We start from the raw sequence: 16,950 nt of genomic DNA, 5'->3' as shown, positions 1-16,950 counted from the left end.
AATTTTTGAGGAGATGATTCTTGCGTCATGAATCATATTCTACCATGCTGTGCCTAGATTGTGAACCTTCTTTTTTGGGCATTGCTGATTTACGGTAGGAACGGCTAAATATGCCATTCATAAAAACCATTGTCCACAAAGCTTCTGGATTTTTGCCTAGTCCTTTTTCATACCCTGATTAAGCAACGCCGGATTGCGTTCGTACTCACCCGACCTTTTGGTGCAACACTTGGGGATGTGATGACAAAATCACAGGAAAAAGGCGGTCTAAATTTTGGTACGGTCGGCTCATCTATAGTCCTGCTTTCAATACTTTTAGTTTGTATCGCCTTCACAACTTTCACTCAGAGAAAACTCATGGCGACTGTGGCTGCTAACGATGAATAAAATTGGTTTGTAGTGAGGACTTTAGTCCTTATATTTTTATGAAAACTGAAGTTTTTACTACAAACACCTGCTGATTGCGAGCAACTAACTAAACATTATATCATAGGGTAGCTTGATTTTTACCACCATAACAGGCTACCCTTTGGTATTCGCTCGAATTGAGCAAAGCAATACTAGACTTGTCTGGTTTGTAACCTCAGCATTGCGATGCACAGCGTCAGCCAAAGATAGCCGATTCCGTAGCCACCAATGATATCTGTTGGCCAGTGTACTCCTATATACATCCGACTCAGGCCAATAAGAGCGATCGTCAAAACAGCTAAAATATATATCAATTTGGAAAACTTCGGAAAGTGAGCGGAAAGCAGGTAAGCTAGAAACCCATACATTACAAAACTTCCTAAAGCGTGACCGCTCGGAAAACTAAAGGATGTTTCTGCAATTAAGCTTGGAAAAAGATGTGGACGAGGTTTAGTAAAAAATAACTTTAATCCAGTATTGAGAATGAAGGCTCCCAAACAAGCAACAGCAAAAAATTTAGCTTCCTCGCGGTGATGCTGCCACCAGAGAATTCCCAGCGTGACTGCCACAATCACTATAACTACACGGGGATCAGCAAGCTGAGTAATTGTTAGCATCACAGCATCTAGACTCGGATTTGCATATCCGTGCAGCCAGTACAGCCAAGAAGTATCAAAAGCAAAAGCTTCTCGTTCTAATATTTCTTCAAATAACCACGCTAAAATAAAACTGATTAGCAGACAACTGGTAAGTCCAACTACACCAATTGTCACAATTAAAGTATTTAACCGTGGGTTTATATGCTGCAACCAAAATTCATAAATTTTTCGTAACATAATCAATCCAACTCAAGAAAGTTCAAGTCATGTACAATTTATATCATAATTTTTAAATAGTTTGTAATCTTCATAAAACATCAATCAAGCGATGTATTTTAACTTATTTAAAAATAGTTACAGGGCAATTTCACAGTGAAGCAACTGCCAACTGCTAGCTGACTGGTGACGGTAATTGAGCCGTCGTGATTTTGGGCAATGGTTTGGGCTATTGCTAATCCCAAACCAGAACCTCCATTCCAATAGGAACGAGATTCATCTGCTCGCCAAAACCGCTCAAAAATCAGCTTAATATGCTCGGGTGCAATTCCCACACCCGTATCTCGCACGCTGACAATGCAATAGGAACCGAGACGGTTGGCTGTAATTTCAACTGTTCCTCCTGATGGCGTGTAGTGAAGTGCATTTTGAATCAAATTGGTGAACAGTCGTGTTAGTTGGTTTAAATCACCTATTAAATTAATATTTTCTGTAAGCTGAGGTTTTAAATTAATTTGTTTTAGTTCGGCGCGAGACTGATAAAGCTGAACTAAGTTCTCCAAAACAACAGTTAAATTGACAGGAGCTTTATTGATGCTGACCACTTTATCGGTTCGTGCTAACAGCAGCAAATCTTCGGTTAGCTGCGTCATTTGATTCGCCGCACTAGCAATAGCCTGGAACTTTTCGGCATCTGACTCTCTCATTCCCTCTGGGTATTTTAGTGCTACGGCTAGATTACTTTTGATCGCCATCAATGGGCTGCGAAATTCGTGAGAAGCATCAGCGGTAAACTGCTTTAAACTTTGAAAATTTTCCTCAATTGGCTGCATCGCTAGACGAGTCAATATGACTCCACCAACACCGCTAAAAATCAAGGCTATAAGAATTCCACTCCCTAGCCCTAAATTTAATTTATTTAAGGTTTCGTCAATTTCTTCGAGGGATTGGCTTACTCTTATATAGCCGATTAGTTTACCACCTTCCCTCTCACTTATTGGCAAGGTAATTCCTTGAATTCGATTTTTTGCCGTTGGTAATTGTACTGTATCGCTTAATGACAATGGTATGGCAAGCACAAACTTCCCTTGCTGAAATATCGTATTGCCGTTAGTGTCAAATAATTGCAAGCCTTGATTGTTATCAATCAGAGTTTGCACGTTAAAATCAGTATCAAATTTTATGCGTCCGTTTTCCCATTCTGTGTTACCAGATGCTCCTTCTCCTAAAACTGTCAGTTTGTCTGTTAGCTGTTGGGTGAGACTGCGAGCGAAGATTACTCTAACGCCAATTGCAAAAATACTTAAGATTGATGACAGTACAAGCAGGTAAGAGAAGAGCAAACGAGAGCGTATTTTTTCAAACATAATTAGGAGAAATAATCAGCTATAAAAGTTGTAGATATACGTGCAAAGTCTCAAAAACTTTGATATAATCATTAGTCAATACGCTTGGGTTAATACTATTTATTCCCCGGAGATCCCCCTAAATTCCCCTTAAGAAGGGGGACTTTGAGTAACTTTTTGTCCCTCCCTTTTTTTAAGGGGGAGTAGGGGAAAGCTAGAGAGGTATCGGCTTTATATGAACCGTATTGAGTTATTAGTGATGGCTGCTGAGTCGATAACCAATGCCGTAAACTGTTTCGATAAAATTTGCGGAACTTCCGGCTGCTTTGAGCTTGCTACGCAAATTTGTGATGTGAGTTTTGACTGTTCCTTCTCCTGAAGCTTTATCAAAATCCCACAATTTATCTAAAATTGCAGAGCGTGTTAAAACTTGAGTGGGACTTTTTAAGAAACATTCTAATATCATATACTCTTTGGGAGTTAAAGATAAAGCGTTTCCTGCATAAGTAACGGTGCAGCTACTGGGATTGAGTTGCAAATTACCGTGGGTTAGAATCAGGGCCTTGGTTTCTGGAATTCTCCGAGATAAAGCTCTAATTCGGGCGGCTAATTCTTCTAATTCAAAGGGCTTAACCAAGTAATCGTCAGCTCCTGCATCTAGTCCAATGACTCTATCTGAGGTGGTATCGCGTGCTGTCAGCATCAAGATGAGGACGTGAGAGCGATCGGCACGCAGACGCTTGCACAGTGATATACCATCTAATTTGGGCAGCATTAAATCTAACAAAATTAGGTCGTAATTAGCCGATCGCGCATATTCCCACCCCTCCAGGCCATCAGTCGCTATATCTACAACGTGGTTTTGATGCCTTAAGTCCTCTGCAAGGGGTTTGGCAATGCGAATATCGTCTTCAACTAACAAAATTTTCATTTTTTTATATCGAGATATCTTTCTCAACAGTATGATATCGCGTCCGGTCGATTGACCGCAATAAGATTAGTTCGCAGCATAGGACTTAATTCCGATGCTGCTGCGGATTCAAAGAGGGAACTACAAACTGTTTTTTATGATCGTCGATTTACTGGATATGAGATGAGTCGTTTTAGGTGCTAAAAAATTCCTAAATTGAGCGTACAAAGCTGGCAAAACTAACAGAGTTAACGCTGTAGAAGTAAACAATCCTCCTAAAACTACGATCGACAAAGGTTGCAATATTTCCTTTCCGGGGCCGCCTTCTAAGACTAGAGGTGCTAAACCCAAGGCTGAAGTTAAAGCAGTCATTAGGATGGCGTTGAGCCGTTCCATCGAGCCTTTAATAATAGCTTCTTTAAAAGGTAGTCCTTCAGCAAATTTAGAGTTGTAGTTGTCTACTAACAGCAAGCCGTTACGGGTAGCTACGCCGAATAATGTGACAAAGCCAACTAAAGAAGCTACGGAAATTATACCGCCAGTCAAAGCTACAGCAATTACTCCTCCAACTAAGCCCAGAGGCAAATTAATCATAATCATAGCAGTTGAAGCGATCGACTTGACGGACAAGTACATCAGTACGGTAATTACCAAAAAGGCGATCGCACTAAACACCATAATATTCTGCGAAGCCCTTTGTTCCGCCTCAAATTGACCGCCGTACTGGATAAAATAGCCAAACGGTAACTGCACCTCTCGTTTGACTTTAGCTTGAATTTCATTCACAACCGATCGCAAATCCCGACCTTTAGCATTAGCCGCCGCCACAATCAACCGCGAAACATTCTCACGGTTAATCGTATTTGGCCCAGTACCGTATGTAACAGTCGCAACTTGCGCCAGGGGAATTTTATTACCGCTGGGAGTATCAACCAACAAATTCTGAATAGTTTCGAGGTTATTTCGGGCTTCAGGTTGCAACCAAACAACCAAGTCAAAAGTTTGCTGCACCTCCAAAACTTGAGACACAACTTTGCCATTTAAAGCTGTCTCAATTATTTCCGAAAGTTCTCCGATTTTTAAACCATATCTACCCGCAGCTTGGCGGTTAAACTTAATTTGAATTTGTGGCACCGGTACTTGCGGTTCTAGTTGCAAATCCACAATTCCCTTAACAGTTTTCATTTGTGCTTCAACTTGAGCGCCGAGGCTGCGAAGTTGATTCAAATCCGGGCCAAATATTTTCACAGCAATTTGACTTCTGACACCGGACAAAACCTCATCCATCCGATGAGAAATAAAACCGCCGATATTTGGTGCAACTCCCGGCAATTTACCAAATTCCTGCCGCAGCGACTCCAAAGTTTTGGGCCTGTTTTTCATCCCTTCCTCGCTCAAACCAATATCAATGTGAGCTAAATTGACTCCCGCAGCATCAGCATCGCCCGGAGCTCTGCCCGATCGCACTTGCACGTATTCAAACCTGGTATCCTGCTTAAGTGCATCTTCGATCGCAAAAGCAGCGCTATCCGTCGTCTCCAAAGACACCCCCGGATAAAGCAGAATAGTATTCACCAAAGTTTGCTCCTGAAACTCCGGCAAAAACACCCGTCCAAAGGAAGGCAAAATCACTAATGCAGCCACCATACTAGCAGTAGCTAAAGCCAAAATTATCGCCGAATAGCGCATTGATAATTCGATAAAAAAGTGATAGATGCGCTTGCAAAATCTCGGCAACCAAGGTTCATCAGCACTCATGCGTTTGCTCGGCAATAAAATAGCACAAAGAGCAGGAGAAATGAACAGCGATTCCAGACTAGAAATCACCACAACTACCAAATAAGTAATTCCCATCGGCGTAAAAATCCGACCTTCAACACCGGGCAAAGTAAAAATTGGTGAAAACACAACGATGCCAATAACAGTTGCTCCAATTAACGAATCGCGCACCTCCTGACTGCCATCAAAAATCACATCCATCACCGGACGCGGATGCCCAGAAGCAGTATTTTCTCGCAAATTGCGGTAGGTATTTTCAGCATAAACAATCGCATCGTCGATCGCAGTTCCGATCGCCACCGACAAGCCACCCAAAGTCATCGTATTCAATCCCAGACCCAGCCAATACATCGCCAGCAGCCCGAAAAGCCAAGTTAGGAAGAAATCGAGCAAAACCACTGTCAGAGTGCGCCAATTCATCAAAAACGGGATCAGAATAACGGTGACAATGATACTGCCTTCAACTAAAGCCGATCGCACATTCTCCACCGAAGAGTTGATATACTCTTCCTGCCGGAAAGTCACTGTTACCTTAATATCCTTGGGCAGAGCTTGCTGTACCTCAGCCATTGCCGCCTCAACCGCTTTAGTTACCGTCGGAGTATCAGCAATTGGCTGTCTGTTTACCATCACAATCACAGCTTTTTTGCCGTTAAAACTGCCATTTCCCCGCTCGATCGCACCACCAATCTTGACATCAGCAACATCACCAATTCTGACGGGCGTTCCGTGGCGAGATGCGATCGCAGATTGCTGCAAATCTGCCACTGACTCAATCCGCCCCACGCCTCGAATTAACGTTTCGCGATCGGGCGTAATTAAATACCCCCCAGGCGCGTTAACATTCGCAGCGGCTGCCGCTTCTGCAACTTGCTGCAACGACACATTAAAAGCTTGCAATTTGGCTGGATTAACTAATACTTGATACTGCCGTTGTTTGCCACCATAAGCGATAACTTGAGCAACGCCAGTCACTGCCAAAAGGCGATTTGTTACTTGCCAATCGACGAGGCGGCGCACTTCCATCAACGGAGTGGTTTCTGATGTAAAAGCATAGGTAATAACAGTACCTACAGGAGAAGTTGTCGGAGAAATTTGCGGTGTTTCTACCCCAGCCGGGAGTTTGCTTTGAGCTTGCTGCAACCGTTCTGTTATCAACTGGCGCGCTTGATAGATGTCTGTTCCCCAATCAAAGATTACTTTAATGGCAGAAAGGCCCACGGCAGAAGACGATCGCACTGCTGTTACTCCCGGAGTTCCGTTAATCGCACTTTCGATCGGCAGTGTTACTAAAGATTCGATTTCTTCGGGTGCCAAACCCGGTGCTTCCGTCTGAATTTCTACTTGCGGCGGTGCGAAAGGCGGGAAGACATCAAGGGACATTTTGGGGACGATATATAATGTCCAAAGACTAATAATAATGGTGGCGAGAACGACTAGCCAGCGGCGGTTAATTACCCATCTGAGAATTGTGCTGAACATTTTAATATTTTTGAGAAGACTGGGCGGTTGAAACCGCTTCTATAGAAGCAAAACCCGATCTGAGAGGGGTTGAAAACCAGACGGTTAAAACTACGTTATTCTCTTGAGTCCGCGGAGGCAGACATCGTTTGTATAGGCGCGGTTTCAACCGCCGTCTTATCTGGGAATTTGCGCCGATTTCCCCAGAATACTCCGGTGGCAAAAGTTAGGGATGCGAGCGCAATTCCTGCCCCAATTCCCGCCCACAAAGGCACGGGTAAATTATTAAAGTTAACCTCTGTTACCTTGGGGCTTGCTTCTTTCTTTTCCTCGGTTGTTGACGGCTTGCTACCGCCCCGCAACGATTGTGCGTAAAGTTGAGGCGCGCGCTGGGTAACAATCAAATCTCCCTCGAATAAACCGCTTTTAACTTCCACTAAATCTCCGGCTGTTTGACCGATTTCAATGTCAACCGCTTGATAAGCATCGCCATTTTTAACGTAAACTGTTTTTTTACCGCTAACATCCACTACCGCCGCAGTCGGAATTGCTAAAATATTTGTGGCGGTTTTGTCGGTTAAAATCTCCAATTCCGCAAACTGTCCCGGCTTTAATTCGCCCTGACTATTATCTAGTTCTGCTTTCACCGGTACAACCCGCGTTTCTCCTTGCACAAATGAGCCAATTATGGTGATTTTTCCTGTGAAAGTTCGATCGCCCAAATTAGCAACTTTCACCCTGACTTCCTGGCCCTGTTTGACCTGATTCAGGTCTTTTTCGTAAATGTTAGCTGTGGCAAAAACGCGGCTGTCATTTAAGAGGCTCATCAGCGGTTTTTCAGCGTTTACGGACTCTCCTGGGGTGATTTCGCGATCGGCAATCGTACCAGAAATCGGAGCAACTACGGTGACAAGTCCTTTGTCATTCGCAATAGTTCCTAATTGTTGGAGCCGCGCTTGATAGGGTGCATCGGCTAAGCGAATGCGCGATTGCGCGACTTTGACCGCAGTTTTGCCGCGTTTGACCTGATTCTCGGCTTCCAACACTTCCCGGCGGCTCTGAGCCTTGGTGAGTTGAGCTTTTGCTTCTGCTACTCTGCCTTGGGAATCCCGCAATTCCCGCATGGGCAGGTCTACTTCGGCTTGTTTAATTTCGGTTTCGGCTTTGATAACTTCGGGACGGCTTTTTGCCTTCGCAACATTGGCTTTTGCTTCGGCGAAGTGTGCTTGCGATTCCAGCATGGTGCGCCGCGCGATCGCACCTGATGCAACTAACTCTCGATCGCGATCGAACTGTTCTTTTGCCACCGTCAGTTCAGTGTCCGCCCGCGCTATTTCTGCTTGCGCTATTTCAATCTGACGCTGATAATTTTCCTTAGCAACTTTCACAACAGAGCGCTTATTGACTAATTCTTGCTCTCTTTGGTACTGTTGAGTTGTAGCGGCTAATTGAGTTTGGGCTTGTATTATTTCTGCTTCAGAGATTTGAATTTGGCGATCGTAATTTTCTGTGGCTAGTTTCAAATCGCCTTGCGCTTGCTGCAAATCGGCCTCAGCTTCCGCTCGTTTCGAGAGAGATTCAACGCGCAACTGTCCTAATTCTGAACTCGACAAAACAGCAACCGGTTGATTTTTTGATACTTTATCCCCAGGCTTAACTAGCAACTCTACCACTTTGCCAGCAACCGGAGCCGTCACTTCTACCTTTTGGTTGGGCAAAGTTTCAATTTGTCCCGTAGTTTTGATGCCTATCTCTAGTCGCTGGCGCGCGGCAGGAGATACTTTAATTCCTAACCGTTTGGCTGTGGCGGCATCGACAGAAATAGCAGCAGGAATTTGAGTAGTTTCGCCGCCGCTTTGGTGAAATTCATTTCCGTGTCCCGCGTGGGCGAAAACGGCTGCGGGAGATGTGAAGAATGCAAGGCTGATAATTAACCCAGAAATGCGGTAGAGCTTTATTGGGGACATGATTGAGTAAGGGCGAATCTGAACTCACATATCACTTTTGCAGGCAAATATGAAATTAGGATGAAATAGGTTAAATTAACATCATTGCTTTGGGGGCGGGTTAAGCACGCCAACTTCCACTTAACAGATAATTCCTGTACAAAACCCGCCCTCTTAAATTAGCCGCCCCAAACTTTCTTCAAAACCTCTTGAGGAGAAATGTCAGCCATTTTGCCACTAGGAGATTTAATTCCCAAAAAGCGATCGCTCTTGGGCAGCAATTTTGCAGGTTCAGTCGGGCCGAACAAAGCTATTGTATAAGTTTGAACCGCCACAGCTAAGTGCATCGGCGCACTGTCAGTACACATCATCAAATTAGCAGCAGCAATGGTGGCCGCCAACTTGCCGACATCATCCGGCGAGATAACTTTCACCTTCGGACATAACTGAACTAACTTTGTCACCAAAGCTTCATCTTCGGGGCCTTTCACCACCACAACGGGCAAATTCGGTTGTCGCTGCTGACAGTCTTCGATGATTTGTCTCCAGTTGTCTATAGGGTAAATTTTGTCAATACCTTTAGAGACAGCTAGCTGACTCGAACCACCGTGAATTAGAATGTAACCACTCTCTTTGATTCCCAACCGCTGCTGTTCGGCTTCCGCCCACTGAATGTCCTGTTTTGGTACACTAATTGCGATCGCCGGACAAGGATTGTTAATGTTGAATCCTTGCAGCAAATCGTGGTACATTGAAGCCGCGTACTGTTCAGTTTTTAGAGGTACCGAATCGGTGAGAAATCGAGCGCCGTTGGTTCCCGAATAGCCAACTCTCTGCGGAATGCCGGTCAGCCACAGCAGAAGTCCGACAGTCCACCGCTGGCCGAGGGAAACAACTGCTTCGTATTCGCGATCGCGAATTACGCCCAGTAAATTGCCCCAATCTGCCATCGCGTTGCGGTCTTTGAAATTGTACGTCAAAACTTCTTTGACGGACTTGCAGACTCGGTAAGCACCCTTCGCCCTCGGTTCCACGATCACATCAATCTGAGCCTCTGGATAAGACTGCTTGAGGTCATCGAGGGTGGGGAAAAATAAAATTTGGTCGCCAATCCCGCCAGGGACAAGTGCTAGTATTCGCATCATAAACGATCGGGCTATTATCTATCGAGGTAGCTCTCAGCGATCGGCTTTCAGCTATCAGCTTATAGTATTTTTAGAGTTTAAAAGCTACTGGCTGACAGCAAAACAACTGACTGAAAATTACAGGACGCTCTTAATATATACCTAGTTGGGTGAAGAAGGGTTAGTTAATGCACTTATTAATTGCGGCGGCGGGTTCGGGGCGACGGATGGGGAGTCAGCGGAACAAACTGCTGCTGACTTTGCTATCTAAACCTTTGCTGAGTTGGACTTTGGCTGCTGCTGAAGCTTCGCAGCAGATTAGTTGGATTGGGATCATGGGCCAGCCTGGGGATTTTCCTGATTTTCGGGCAATTATCAGCGATTTAGGTTTGGTGAAGCCCGTGGAACTGATTCAAGGAGGCGCTACCAGGCAAGAGTCAGTTTACAACGGTTTGCAGGCTTTGCCTCCAAATGCCGATCGCGTGTTGATTCACGACGGCGCGAGATGTTTGGCAACTCCTGAATTGTTCGATCGATCTTCCGCAGCTCTCTTAAGCTGTCCCGGCTTGATTGTCGCCGTCCCGGTCAAGGATACGATTAAGGTCGTAGATGAGCGTCGAATCGTGCGAGACACACCGGACAGACGCAATTTATGGGCGGCCCAGACTCCCCAAGGATTTGAAGTTAAATTGTTAAAACAGTGTCACCAACAAGGGCGAGAGAAGGGTTGGGAAGTTACAGACGATGCAGCTTTGTTTGAAAAATGCGGTTTAGCAGTGCAAATTGTGGAAGGGGAAGAGACAAATTTGAAAGTCACAACACCCGTTGATTTGAGTGTCGCTGAATTCATTTTGCGGCAAAGATTGGGGAAACAGTTGACAGTTGACAATTGACAGTTGATAGTTGATAGTTGACCGCTTGAGGGCGACCTCTATCTGGAAGGAAGAGGATTGGAGTCATGAATATTCTGATTTTAATTTCTCCCGATCAGGGTTATGGCTTCAAACCAATTCTTTCTAGTAATTGATGTAACAATATTACTGGGATAAATCAAGACTCGATATTAATAGTGGAGGACGAAAGCAATGCAATATCAGGGTAAATGGCGCATCACCGAGATGGATCAGTGGGATATTGACTACATGGACATGGAAGTTGAAGCGTATATCGAAATTGAGGAATCAGGTTCAGGAGAATTTCAATTTGGTTTAGTATTCGGTCAAATTGACGGCGGAGTCGTGAAAAATCGAGAGGATCAGCCCTTCGAGTTTACGTGGGAAGGCAATGACGAGTGTGATGAGGCTTCTGGTAGTGGTTGGCTCAAATTAAATGACAAAAACTCGCTAGAAGGTGTAATTAAAATTCATCAAGGTGACAGTTCTGGTCTTGTTGCTGAACGCATTGAGTAGTTAATATGCGATCGCATCCAGTACGAAATTACATCAATGTTATTCTCTTGAGATGCAGAGCAGCTCAACCACAACGGCGAGTTTGCTTCAAAAATTGGGAGCCTCATCAGCTAAGTTTCTCATCATTCCTGGATACATTAAACCCAAAGAAACCGGGTTTTTACCCAATCTCTGGACTGCAACGAAAAATTTTCGTAAAAAACCCGGTTTCTGACCACCCGTGTGTCCATAACTACTCATGAAGGATTGATGGGAAAATCAGTGTCATATTCAATCTCTGTCGCACTTTTAACTAAATCCAAAAATGCAAACACGGCCGGAATTAACAGCGCATCCCTCAAAACAGCCACCCCAATTACCCTTTCAAAATGAACTGGTAAACTGCAAACTTTTACCCCAGCAGGTATCGGTTCCGCCGCCAAATGTGGCATAATTGCAGCACCCAAACCTTGCATCACCATACTGACAATAGTTGAATCTTCGCTGAGTTCGTAAGCGATATTTAAGGGAAACTCCGAAGTTGCTAAATATTTGCGTAGCGGTATAGAACAAGCTGTTTCTGGCGGCTGCAAAATCAGCGAATAATTTGCTAACACTTCCCAGGTAATCTTAGCACATGATAACTTGGCAGTTGGTGGCAGCAACACCACATATTTATCCCGCAAAATTTCTCTGGTTTCAAATTCGTCGGAGATGGGAAGAGAGACAAAGCCGATGTCTGCTTTGCCCGATCGCAAAGCTTCCTCCACAGCCTGGGTATAATACACTTCGGTAATGCTGACGGCAATTTTGGGAAAGCGATCGCGAAATTGGGCGATAATACCCGGTAGAATGTGAGTTGCGACACTGCGAAACGTCACTATCCGCACCTGGCCACCCTGCAAACCTTTCTCTAAATCGGCTTCTTTGATCATCATTTCTAACGATCGCACAATTTGACGCCCATGAATCAATACCCTTTCCCCCACCGGCGTCAGTTGAGCACCATGTCGCCCCCGATGGAACAATTGCACACCCAATTCGGTTTCTAAAGAGGCGATGGCGTGGCTGACTGCTGATTGCGACAGTTCCATTTGCAAAGCCGCTTCGCTAAAATTTTCACAGTCTGCTACCGCTATCAAAGCCTGAATCTGAGAGAGTTTCAGCCGCCGTGTGTTGATTTCATTCATAGAAGGAAGAGTTGACAGTTGACAGTTGACAGTTGACAGTTGACAGTTGATAGAGGAAAAAAGGAAGAAAGAAGCGAACGCAAGTTTTCTAGCAATTAACAACTTTCTAGCTGTCGGGCGCGGTTGATATTTTTATCTATCGATTTTATTCATACAACCTATGCAAGTAATGATTTGATTGTTGTTTAGCCAAGAGTTAGGGTTAATTTATCAGGCAACAGATTTAGTTTTACAGGAATTGCATAACGATAAAAAGGTGCTGTAATCGCGAGCAAGTTATTGCTGGTTTTTAGCTGGTATTTTTCCTGATGCAATTTTTGTTTAATTGAGGATTTGAAGGTATTTGTTATGTCTACTTACGAAAATCGGCGGTATCCCGAAAAAACGAGCGTTGTTTCGATTAAAGAGCAAGCTAAATATGCCAAACAGCCAAAAGAGCGATCGATCTTTTCAGCTATAAATCAAGTTTGGCAAGGTTTGCTGGCTGCCGTCTCTGGCGAAAACGAGGTCAGAATTTGGCAGACGTGCGATCGCAATGGTAACACTTGGTGGCATGGTTGCGATCGGGCGACAGGTCGCTCTACTTGCGCGGCGACGGATGACGAAATACGCGCTTGGATCGATCGGCGTTATTGCCAATAATAGATTGTTGGTTGTGTGGAGGCGAGTTTTTATCGATTGTTTGCGGGAAGCAAAGATGTTGGTGAACCAGCCTGCCAGAAAATTCGGGGAAATTGTGGATTTTGGATGGTTAATTCCAAAGGAGATGCTATGCTTCAAAGATATTCCGAATGTGCAGCGCCCGTTAGCGGAGCCCTCGAAGAGGATCGCATAATCCTCGTGAAAAACGAGGTGTACAGGTTGCCTCAAACTCATCATGAAATTCAAGTCTTGTCAGGAGTTGCTTGGATCACAGTTGACAAACAGGACATCATCTTACACGGGCCTGAGAAAACATCGCTTCCACCAAGCAAAAACTTTGCTGTCATCTCCGCGCTCAACAATATGCCGCTGATTATGGCAGTCTGGTAACACAAAAGCCAAGTCAGAACCTAGCAATTAAGAAAGAAATTGGCAGGAACACCCCAAAGAGATCTATCTTAGTTATAAATAGGCTCTTGGAGGACTCGATCGGTGTACTGCCGCTCTTACAACTTCAGCTATCTCGCAGCTATAAGTATTGTCTTATCGCCCGCACTCAGCTTGCTGGAAATTTCAGACGCTGGGGCATTTGCCCCTATTATAGATGCTACGCCGGCTCGATCGGGCGATCGCGCCCAAGCAACAGACCCCAAAACGCAAGCAGACCAACTCTTGGAAACAGGAGTAAAACAGCACCGCGAGGGTTTGTTTCGAGAAGCCATCCAAACTTTTGAGCAAGTTTTGGCAATCCGCAAGCAACTCGGCGACCAAGCCGGAATCGGCGAAACCCTCAACAATATGGGGGAAGTTTATGGCGAAATGGGTTTGAGGCCCAAAGCTTTGGAAGTTTTGCGGCAAGCTTTAGTCATTCACCGAGAAATCAGCGGAGGGCGTCGTATCGCGCGCACTCTCAATCTCATCGGTTTCGTTAACCGGATTGGGGACAATTTTTCCGAAGCGATGAAACTGCACCAAGAAGCTTTGGAACTCGCCAAAACTGCCGATGACCAAATTGAAATAGCAGAATCATTTCACAACATCGCCGCCGTTTACGCAGAACAGTCAAATTACGCTAAGGCGATCGAATTTTACCAGCAAGCGCGGACAATTCGCACTCAAGAGGGCGATCGACGCGATTTAGGCCGTACCCTCAATAACATGGGCGGCGTATATTACAACATCGGTGACTTTAATAGAGCGATGGAATTTTATCACCAAGCTTTAGCAATTCGCCGGGAAATTGGAGACAGGGCTGGCGTCGGCCGTCTCCTCAACAACATGGCACTTACCTGTCGCAAACAGGGCAAAGATACTCAAGCGCTGATCTATTTTCAGCAAGCAATACCGATGTTGGAAGCAATTGGCGACAAGACAAGTATCGGACGCTTGCTTAACAATATGGGCTCGATTTATGAAAGTCTCCGTCAATCCGACAAAGCTCTCGAATCCTACGAGCGAGCTTTGAACATTGCTCGCGAAAGTAGTGACAAAGCTGGAGCAACTACGGCGATGGAGGGTCTTAAACGATTGTCTTCCGGTCAGCGTTTGTCACAATAATGGCAGTATCTAATCATCACAGTTTATGGAGTTAAGTCTGTGCGATCGAGAGCATCTGATTATGGAATTAATCCTATTCGATCGCAATATCTTAGCCTTGAATCCTTGAGAATCTCCCGGTTTCTAACCAGGAGATTCTCAAATTATAACCTAACCCAATACGGTTCACTTAACACCCACACTCCGCACTTCAATAACACTACATAGAATAGTACATTGCTAGGCTGGAATGAATAAGTAAAAATACTTAGGAAATTTGAGGTCAAAAAGTGAGACAATAAAAAAAGTCAAAAATATTATATAGCTAAAAAAATGTCCCCAGCTTCAGAAATTAAAATCAAAAATATCGATCACTTAGGAATAGTAGCTGGACTCATTGATGAGATAGGAATAGTTGAAATAATCAACTCTCAATTAGGAATAGATGTTCGGGAAAAAATTTCAGCAGGAATATTAGTAAAAGCTATTTTAATCAATGGATTAGGGTTTGTGTCAAGACCTTTGTATAGCCTTTCTCAAAAAGATGAGGTACAATAACAGCAGTGCGTAAACCAGTTAAAAATATTTGATGATGTAACTTGACTGAACGCCAACTCTATGGCTTTTGCTAATTCTTTATAATTAGTAGTCTTGATAGAACGGAGAATGATTTTAAGTTTTGACCACAGACTTTCAATTGGTGAAAAATCTGGTGAATAAGGAGATAAGTATATTAATTTTGCCCCCTTTTTTTTGATCGCTTTTTCCACTTCTTCTCCCAGGTGAATTGGACAATTATCCATCACTACACAAGCACCTTTCCATAGTTTTGGCACAAGTTTTCTGATAATAAAAGCTTCAAATGTAATTGAATCAGTTCCGCCTATTAGATTAACCGATGTCAAAATTTCATTGACTGACATGGCTCCAATTATTGAGACATTTTTGCCACGTTTAGTGGGCTTTGGCCCCTTGGCTCTTTGACCTTTCAAAGCTCTAGCATATAACCTAACCATTGCCAAATTAACTCCAGATTCGTCAATGAATATTAAGTCTTTCAAACTAATCTCTTTAATTTTTTGCCAGAACTCACATCGCAGGATTTGAACTCGGTCGGTGCCTTTGCCTGAAGGGAATAGAGTTTTTTTTTGACAGTAATATCTAAGAGTTTTATCATTCTTGCTATTGTCGATCTACTAACGGAAAATCCTATTTTTCCATAAAGTAAATAACGAAGTTCTTCAAGAGTGGCATCATTGTTTGCTTCAATCAATTCCCCCAATATGAGTAGTTGCTCTGCATTCAGTTTACCTTTGACTCCACATCGGTCTGTTCGGGGAGTAATGTTTTTTGTTTCACGATATTGTTTAAGCAATTTTTGTACAAAGCTGAGGGCTACAGAAAAACGCTTAGCTATTGCTTTTTGTGAAATCGGTTCAGTATGATAAGTATCAAGGATTTTTCGCCTAAAATCAATCGAATAAGTTTTCATTTTTAACAATGTATGAAGAGAGTACAAGTTTACTTTTTGTGAGTCAGCTTCTTCGTGCTGTCAGAAAAATGCTATTATGTGTGCTATCGCTTTCGCCTGGCTTTACTGAACCATGTAATTATAGCTCATTCGATCGTGTCTTCTATGTTTTACCCTCATCAGTGAGTGTCAGTAACATGATACCTCATCTTTCCGAGAAAGGCTATATCTATTTAGTCAGCTTTTTGAAGACAAAGGAATCGAAACCTTGTTAGGCACGGGGATTAAAGCGGATTATATAAATGATGATAAAATTGGAAGAGTCATGGATAAATTATATAAATATGGATTGAATAAAATATTTATGGAAATTGTGTTAGCGGCGATTAAGAAGTTTCAAATAGATCTAAAATATGCTCACTTAGATTCTACATCATTCCACTTACATGGGGAATACAAAAATCCCCAAAATCAAAACAAAGAAACAGAAATAATTAAATCACTCCCAGTAAACATAACATTCATGATATTCTCGCGATCATAGACCTGACTTAAAACAAGTTGTATGTGATGTAATTGTAAATAGTGAAGGATTACCATTATATACAAGAGCTGGATCTGGAAATGAAGCGGACAAAGCTGTATTTGGGAAGATATTAGTAGAGTTTAAAAAGCAAATAAATTTTGACAGTATTATGGTCTGTGATAGTGCATTATATAGTCAAGAAAATCTCCAGTTAATCAAAGAATTAAAATGGATAAGCAGAGTGCCGATGACCATAAAAAAAGCGAAAGAATTAGTACAATCAGTAGAGATAGCGGAGATAGATGAATTAGAAAAGAAATCAAGAGCAGCCCTTAGAGACCTCCACAAAAAGAATGATCCAACAGCTATGTGGGTTTAGCGAAAATTTCCACGAACCATTTTTGAAGA

The 16,950-nt window shown here is 43.5% G+C and carries 14 protein-coding genes and 2 pseudogenes; 8 read left to right on the top strand and 8 right to left on the bottom strand.

Annotation, left to right across the window (positions count from 1 at the left end):
* The first annotated feature begins 129 nt into the window (after positions 1 to 129).
* Positions 130 to 387, top strand: a complete 258-nt coding sequence (locus QUB66_RS28475) for a hypothetical protein (protein WP_332970580.1) — start codon at positions 130 to 132, stop codon at positions 385 to 387.
* A gap of 173 nt (positions 388 to 560) precedes the next feature.
* Here the strand turns inward: QUB66_RS28475 and QUB66_RS28470 are convergent, their stop codons facing one another.
* From QUB66_RS28470 to QUB66_RS28445, 6 genes are all read right to left on the bottom strand, one after another.
* Positions 561 to 1,244, bottom strand: a complete 684-nt coding sequence (locus QUB66_RS28470; protein ID WP_265238548.1) for a phosphatase PAP2 family protein — start codon at positions 1,242 to 1,244, stop codon at positions 561 to 563.
* A gap of 107 nt (positions 1,245 to 1,351) precedes the next feature.
* The gene (locus QUB66_RS28465) at positions 1,352 to 2,590 is read right to left on the bottom strand and encodes a sensor histidine kinase (RefSeq protein WP_332970581.1); all 1,239 of its coding nucleotides are present in this window, start codon (positions 2,588 to 2,590) and stop codon (positions 1,352 to 1,354) included.
* A gap of 232 nt (positions 2,591 to 2,822) precedes the next feature.
* Positions 2,823 to 3,500, bottom strand: a complete 678-nt coding sequence (locus QUB66_RS28460) for a response regulator transcription factor (protein WP_332970582.1) — start codon at positions 3,498 to 3,500, stop codon at positions 2,823 to 2,825.
* A gap of 120 nt (positions 3,501 to 3,620) precedes the next feature.
* Positions 3,621 to 6,740, bottom strand: coding sequence for an efflux RND transporter permease subunit (locus QUB66_RS28455; protein ID WP_332970583.1), 3,120 nt, complete (start codon positions 6,738 to 6,740; stop codon positions 3,621 to 3,623).
* A 95-nt stretch (positions 6,741 to 6,835) separates the two neighbouring features.
* Positions 6,836 to 8,686, bottom strand: coding sequence for an efflux RND transporter periplasmic adaptor subunit (locus tag QUB66_RS28450; RefSeq protein ID WP_332970584.1), 1,851 nt, complete (start codon positions 8,684 to 8,686; stop codon positions 6,836 to 6,838).
* Positions 8,687 to 8,844: 158 nt separating this feature from the next.
* Complete coding sequence (locus tag QUB66_RS28445) at positions 8,845 to 9,807, bottom strand: glycosyltransferase family 9 protein (protein ID WP_332970589.1); 963 nt, start codon at positions 9,805 to 9,807, stop codon at positions 8,845 to 8,847.
* Positions 9,808 to 9,977: 170 nt separating this feature from the next.
* Between QUB66_RS28445 and ispD the strand changes: the two genes are divergently transcribed.
* Entirely contained in the window at positions 9,978 to 10,682 is a 705-nt protein-coding gene (gene ispD / locus QUB66_RS28440; protein ID WP_332970585.1) for a 2-C-methyl-D-erythritol 4-phosphate cytidylyltransferase, read from the top strand.
* Positions 10,683 to 10,874: 192 nt separating this feature from the next.
* Positions 10,875 to 11,198, top strand: a complete 324-nt coding sequence (locus QUB66_RS28435; RefSeq protein ID WP_265238538.1) for a hypothetical protein — start codon at positions 10,875 to 10,877, stop codon at positions 11,196 to 11,198.
* Positions 11,199 to 11,434: 236 nt separating this feature from the next.
* Here the strand turns inward: QUB66_RS28435 and QUB66_RS28430 are convergent, their stop codons facing one another.
* Positions 11,435 to 12,367 carry a LysR family transcriptional regulator gene (locus tag QUB66_RS28430; protein ID WP_332970586.1) on the bottom strand — a complete coding sequence of 311 codons (933 nt, stop codon included), beginning with the start codon at positions 12,365 to 12,367 and terminating at the stop codon, positions 11,435 to 11,437.
* 348 nt (positions 12,368 to 12,715) lie between these two features.
* Between QUB66_RS28430 and QUB66_RS28425 the strand changes: the two genes are divergently transcribed.
* The 4 genes and pseudogenes from QUB66_RS28425 to QUB66_RS28410 all read left to right on the top strand — a co-directional run.
* Positions 12,716 to 13,009, top strand: a complete 294-nt coding sequence (locus QUB66_RS28425) for a hypothetical protein (RefSeq protein WP_265238535.1) — start codon at positions 12,716 to 12,718, stop codon at positions 13,007 to 13,009.
* 105 nt (positions 13,010 to 13,114) lie between these two features.
* On the top strand, positions 13,115 to 13,399 hold the full coding sequence (locus QUB66_RS28420; RefSeq protein WP_265238533.1) for a hypothetical protein: 285 nt from the start codon (positions 13,115 to 13,117) through the stop codon (positions 13,397 to 13,399).
* A gap of 102 nt (positions 13,400 to 13,501) precedes the next feature.
* Complete coding sequence (locus QUB66_RS28415) at positions 13,502 to 14,566, top strand: tetratricopeptide repeat protein (protein ID WP_332970587.1); 1,065 nt, start codon at positions 13,502 to 13,504, stop codon at positions 14,564 to 14,566.
* Between the two features lie 312 nt (positions 14,567 to 14,878).
* A pseudogene (locus QUB66_RS28410) lies at positions 14,879 to 15,085 on the top strand (DUF4277 domain-containing protein); the annotation flags it as partial.
* Here the strand turns inward: QUB66_RS28410 and QUB66_RS28405 are convergent.
* Positions 15,082 to 16,037, bottom strand: a protein-coding gene (locus tag QUB66_RS28405; protein WP_332970588.1) for an IS630 family transposase whose coding sequence is annotated in 2 segments (ribosomal slippage) — positions 15,082 to 15,719 and positions 15,719 to 16,037 — 957 coding nt in all. Because the reading frame shifts where the segments join, the coding sequence is not laid out codon by codon here. The pseudogene QUB66_RS28410 and the gene QUB66_RS28405 overlap by 4 nt on opposite strands.
* 202 nt (positions 16,038 to 16,239) lie before the next feature.
* Between QUB66_RS28405 and QUB66_RS28400 the strand changes: the two are divergent.
* Positions 16,240 to 16,876 (top strand): annotated as a pseudogene (locus QUB66_RS28400) (IS1634 family transposase); the annotation flags it as partial.
* Positions 16,877 to 16,950 lie beyond the last annotated feature (74 nt).

It is taken from the genome of Microcoleus sp. A2-C3, from assembly GCF_036706065.1.
Taxonomy (GTDB): Bacteria; Cyanobacteriota; Cyanobacteriia; order Cyanobacteriales; family Microcoleaceae; genus Microcoleus.
This window is presented reverse-complemented; position numbering and strand designations above follow the sequence as displayed.

Bases quoted from the DNA above. Each gene is read 5' to 3' on its own strand.
- QUB66_RS28470 (WP_265238548.1), bottom strand. From the start codon at position 1,244: ATGTTACGAAAAATTTATGAATTTTGGTTGCAGCATATAAACCCACGG.
- QUB66_RS28465 (WP_332970581.1), bottom strand. From the start codon at position 2,590: ATGTTTGAAAAAATACGCTCTCGTTTGCTCTTCTCTTACCTGCTTGTA.
- QUB66_RS28460 (WP_332970582.1), bottom strand. From the start codon at position 3,500: ATGAAAATTTTGTTAGTTGAAGACGATATTCGCATTGCCAAACCCCTT.
- QUB66_RS28455 (WP_332970583.1), bottom strand. From the start codon at position 6,740: ATGTTCAGCACAATTCTCAGATGGGTAATTAACCGCCGCTGGCTAGTC.
- QUB66_RS28450 (WP_332970584.1), bottom strand. From the start codon at position 8,686: ATGTCCCCAATAAAGCTCTACCGCATTTCTGGGTTAATTATCAGCCTT.
- QUB66_RS28445 (WP_332970589.1), bottom strand. From the start codon at position 9,807: ATGCGAATACTAGCACTTGTCCCTGGCGGGATTGGCGACCAAATTTTA.
- ispD (WP_332970585.1), top strand. From the start codon at position 9,978: ATGCACTTATTAATTGCGGCGGCGGGTTCGGGGCGACGGATGGGGAGT.
- QUB66_RS28435 (WP_265238538.1), top strand. From the start codon at position 10,875: ATGCAATATCAGGGTAAATGGCGCATCACCGAGATGGATCAGTGGGAT.
- QUB66_RS28430 (WP_332970586.1), bottom strand. From the start codon at position 12,367: ATGAATGAAATCAACACACGGCGGCTGAAACTCTCTCAGATTCAGGCT.
- QUB66_RS28425 (WP_265238535.1), top strand. From the start codon at position 12,716: ATGTCTACTTACGAAAATCGGCGGTATCCCGAAAAAACGAGCGTTGTT.
- QUB66_RS28420 (WP_265238533.1), top strand. From the start codon at position 13,115: ATGGTTAATTCCAAAGGAGATGCTATGCTTCAAAGATATTCCGAATGT.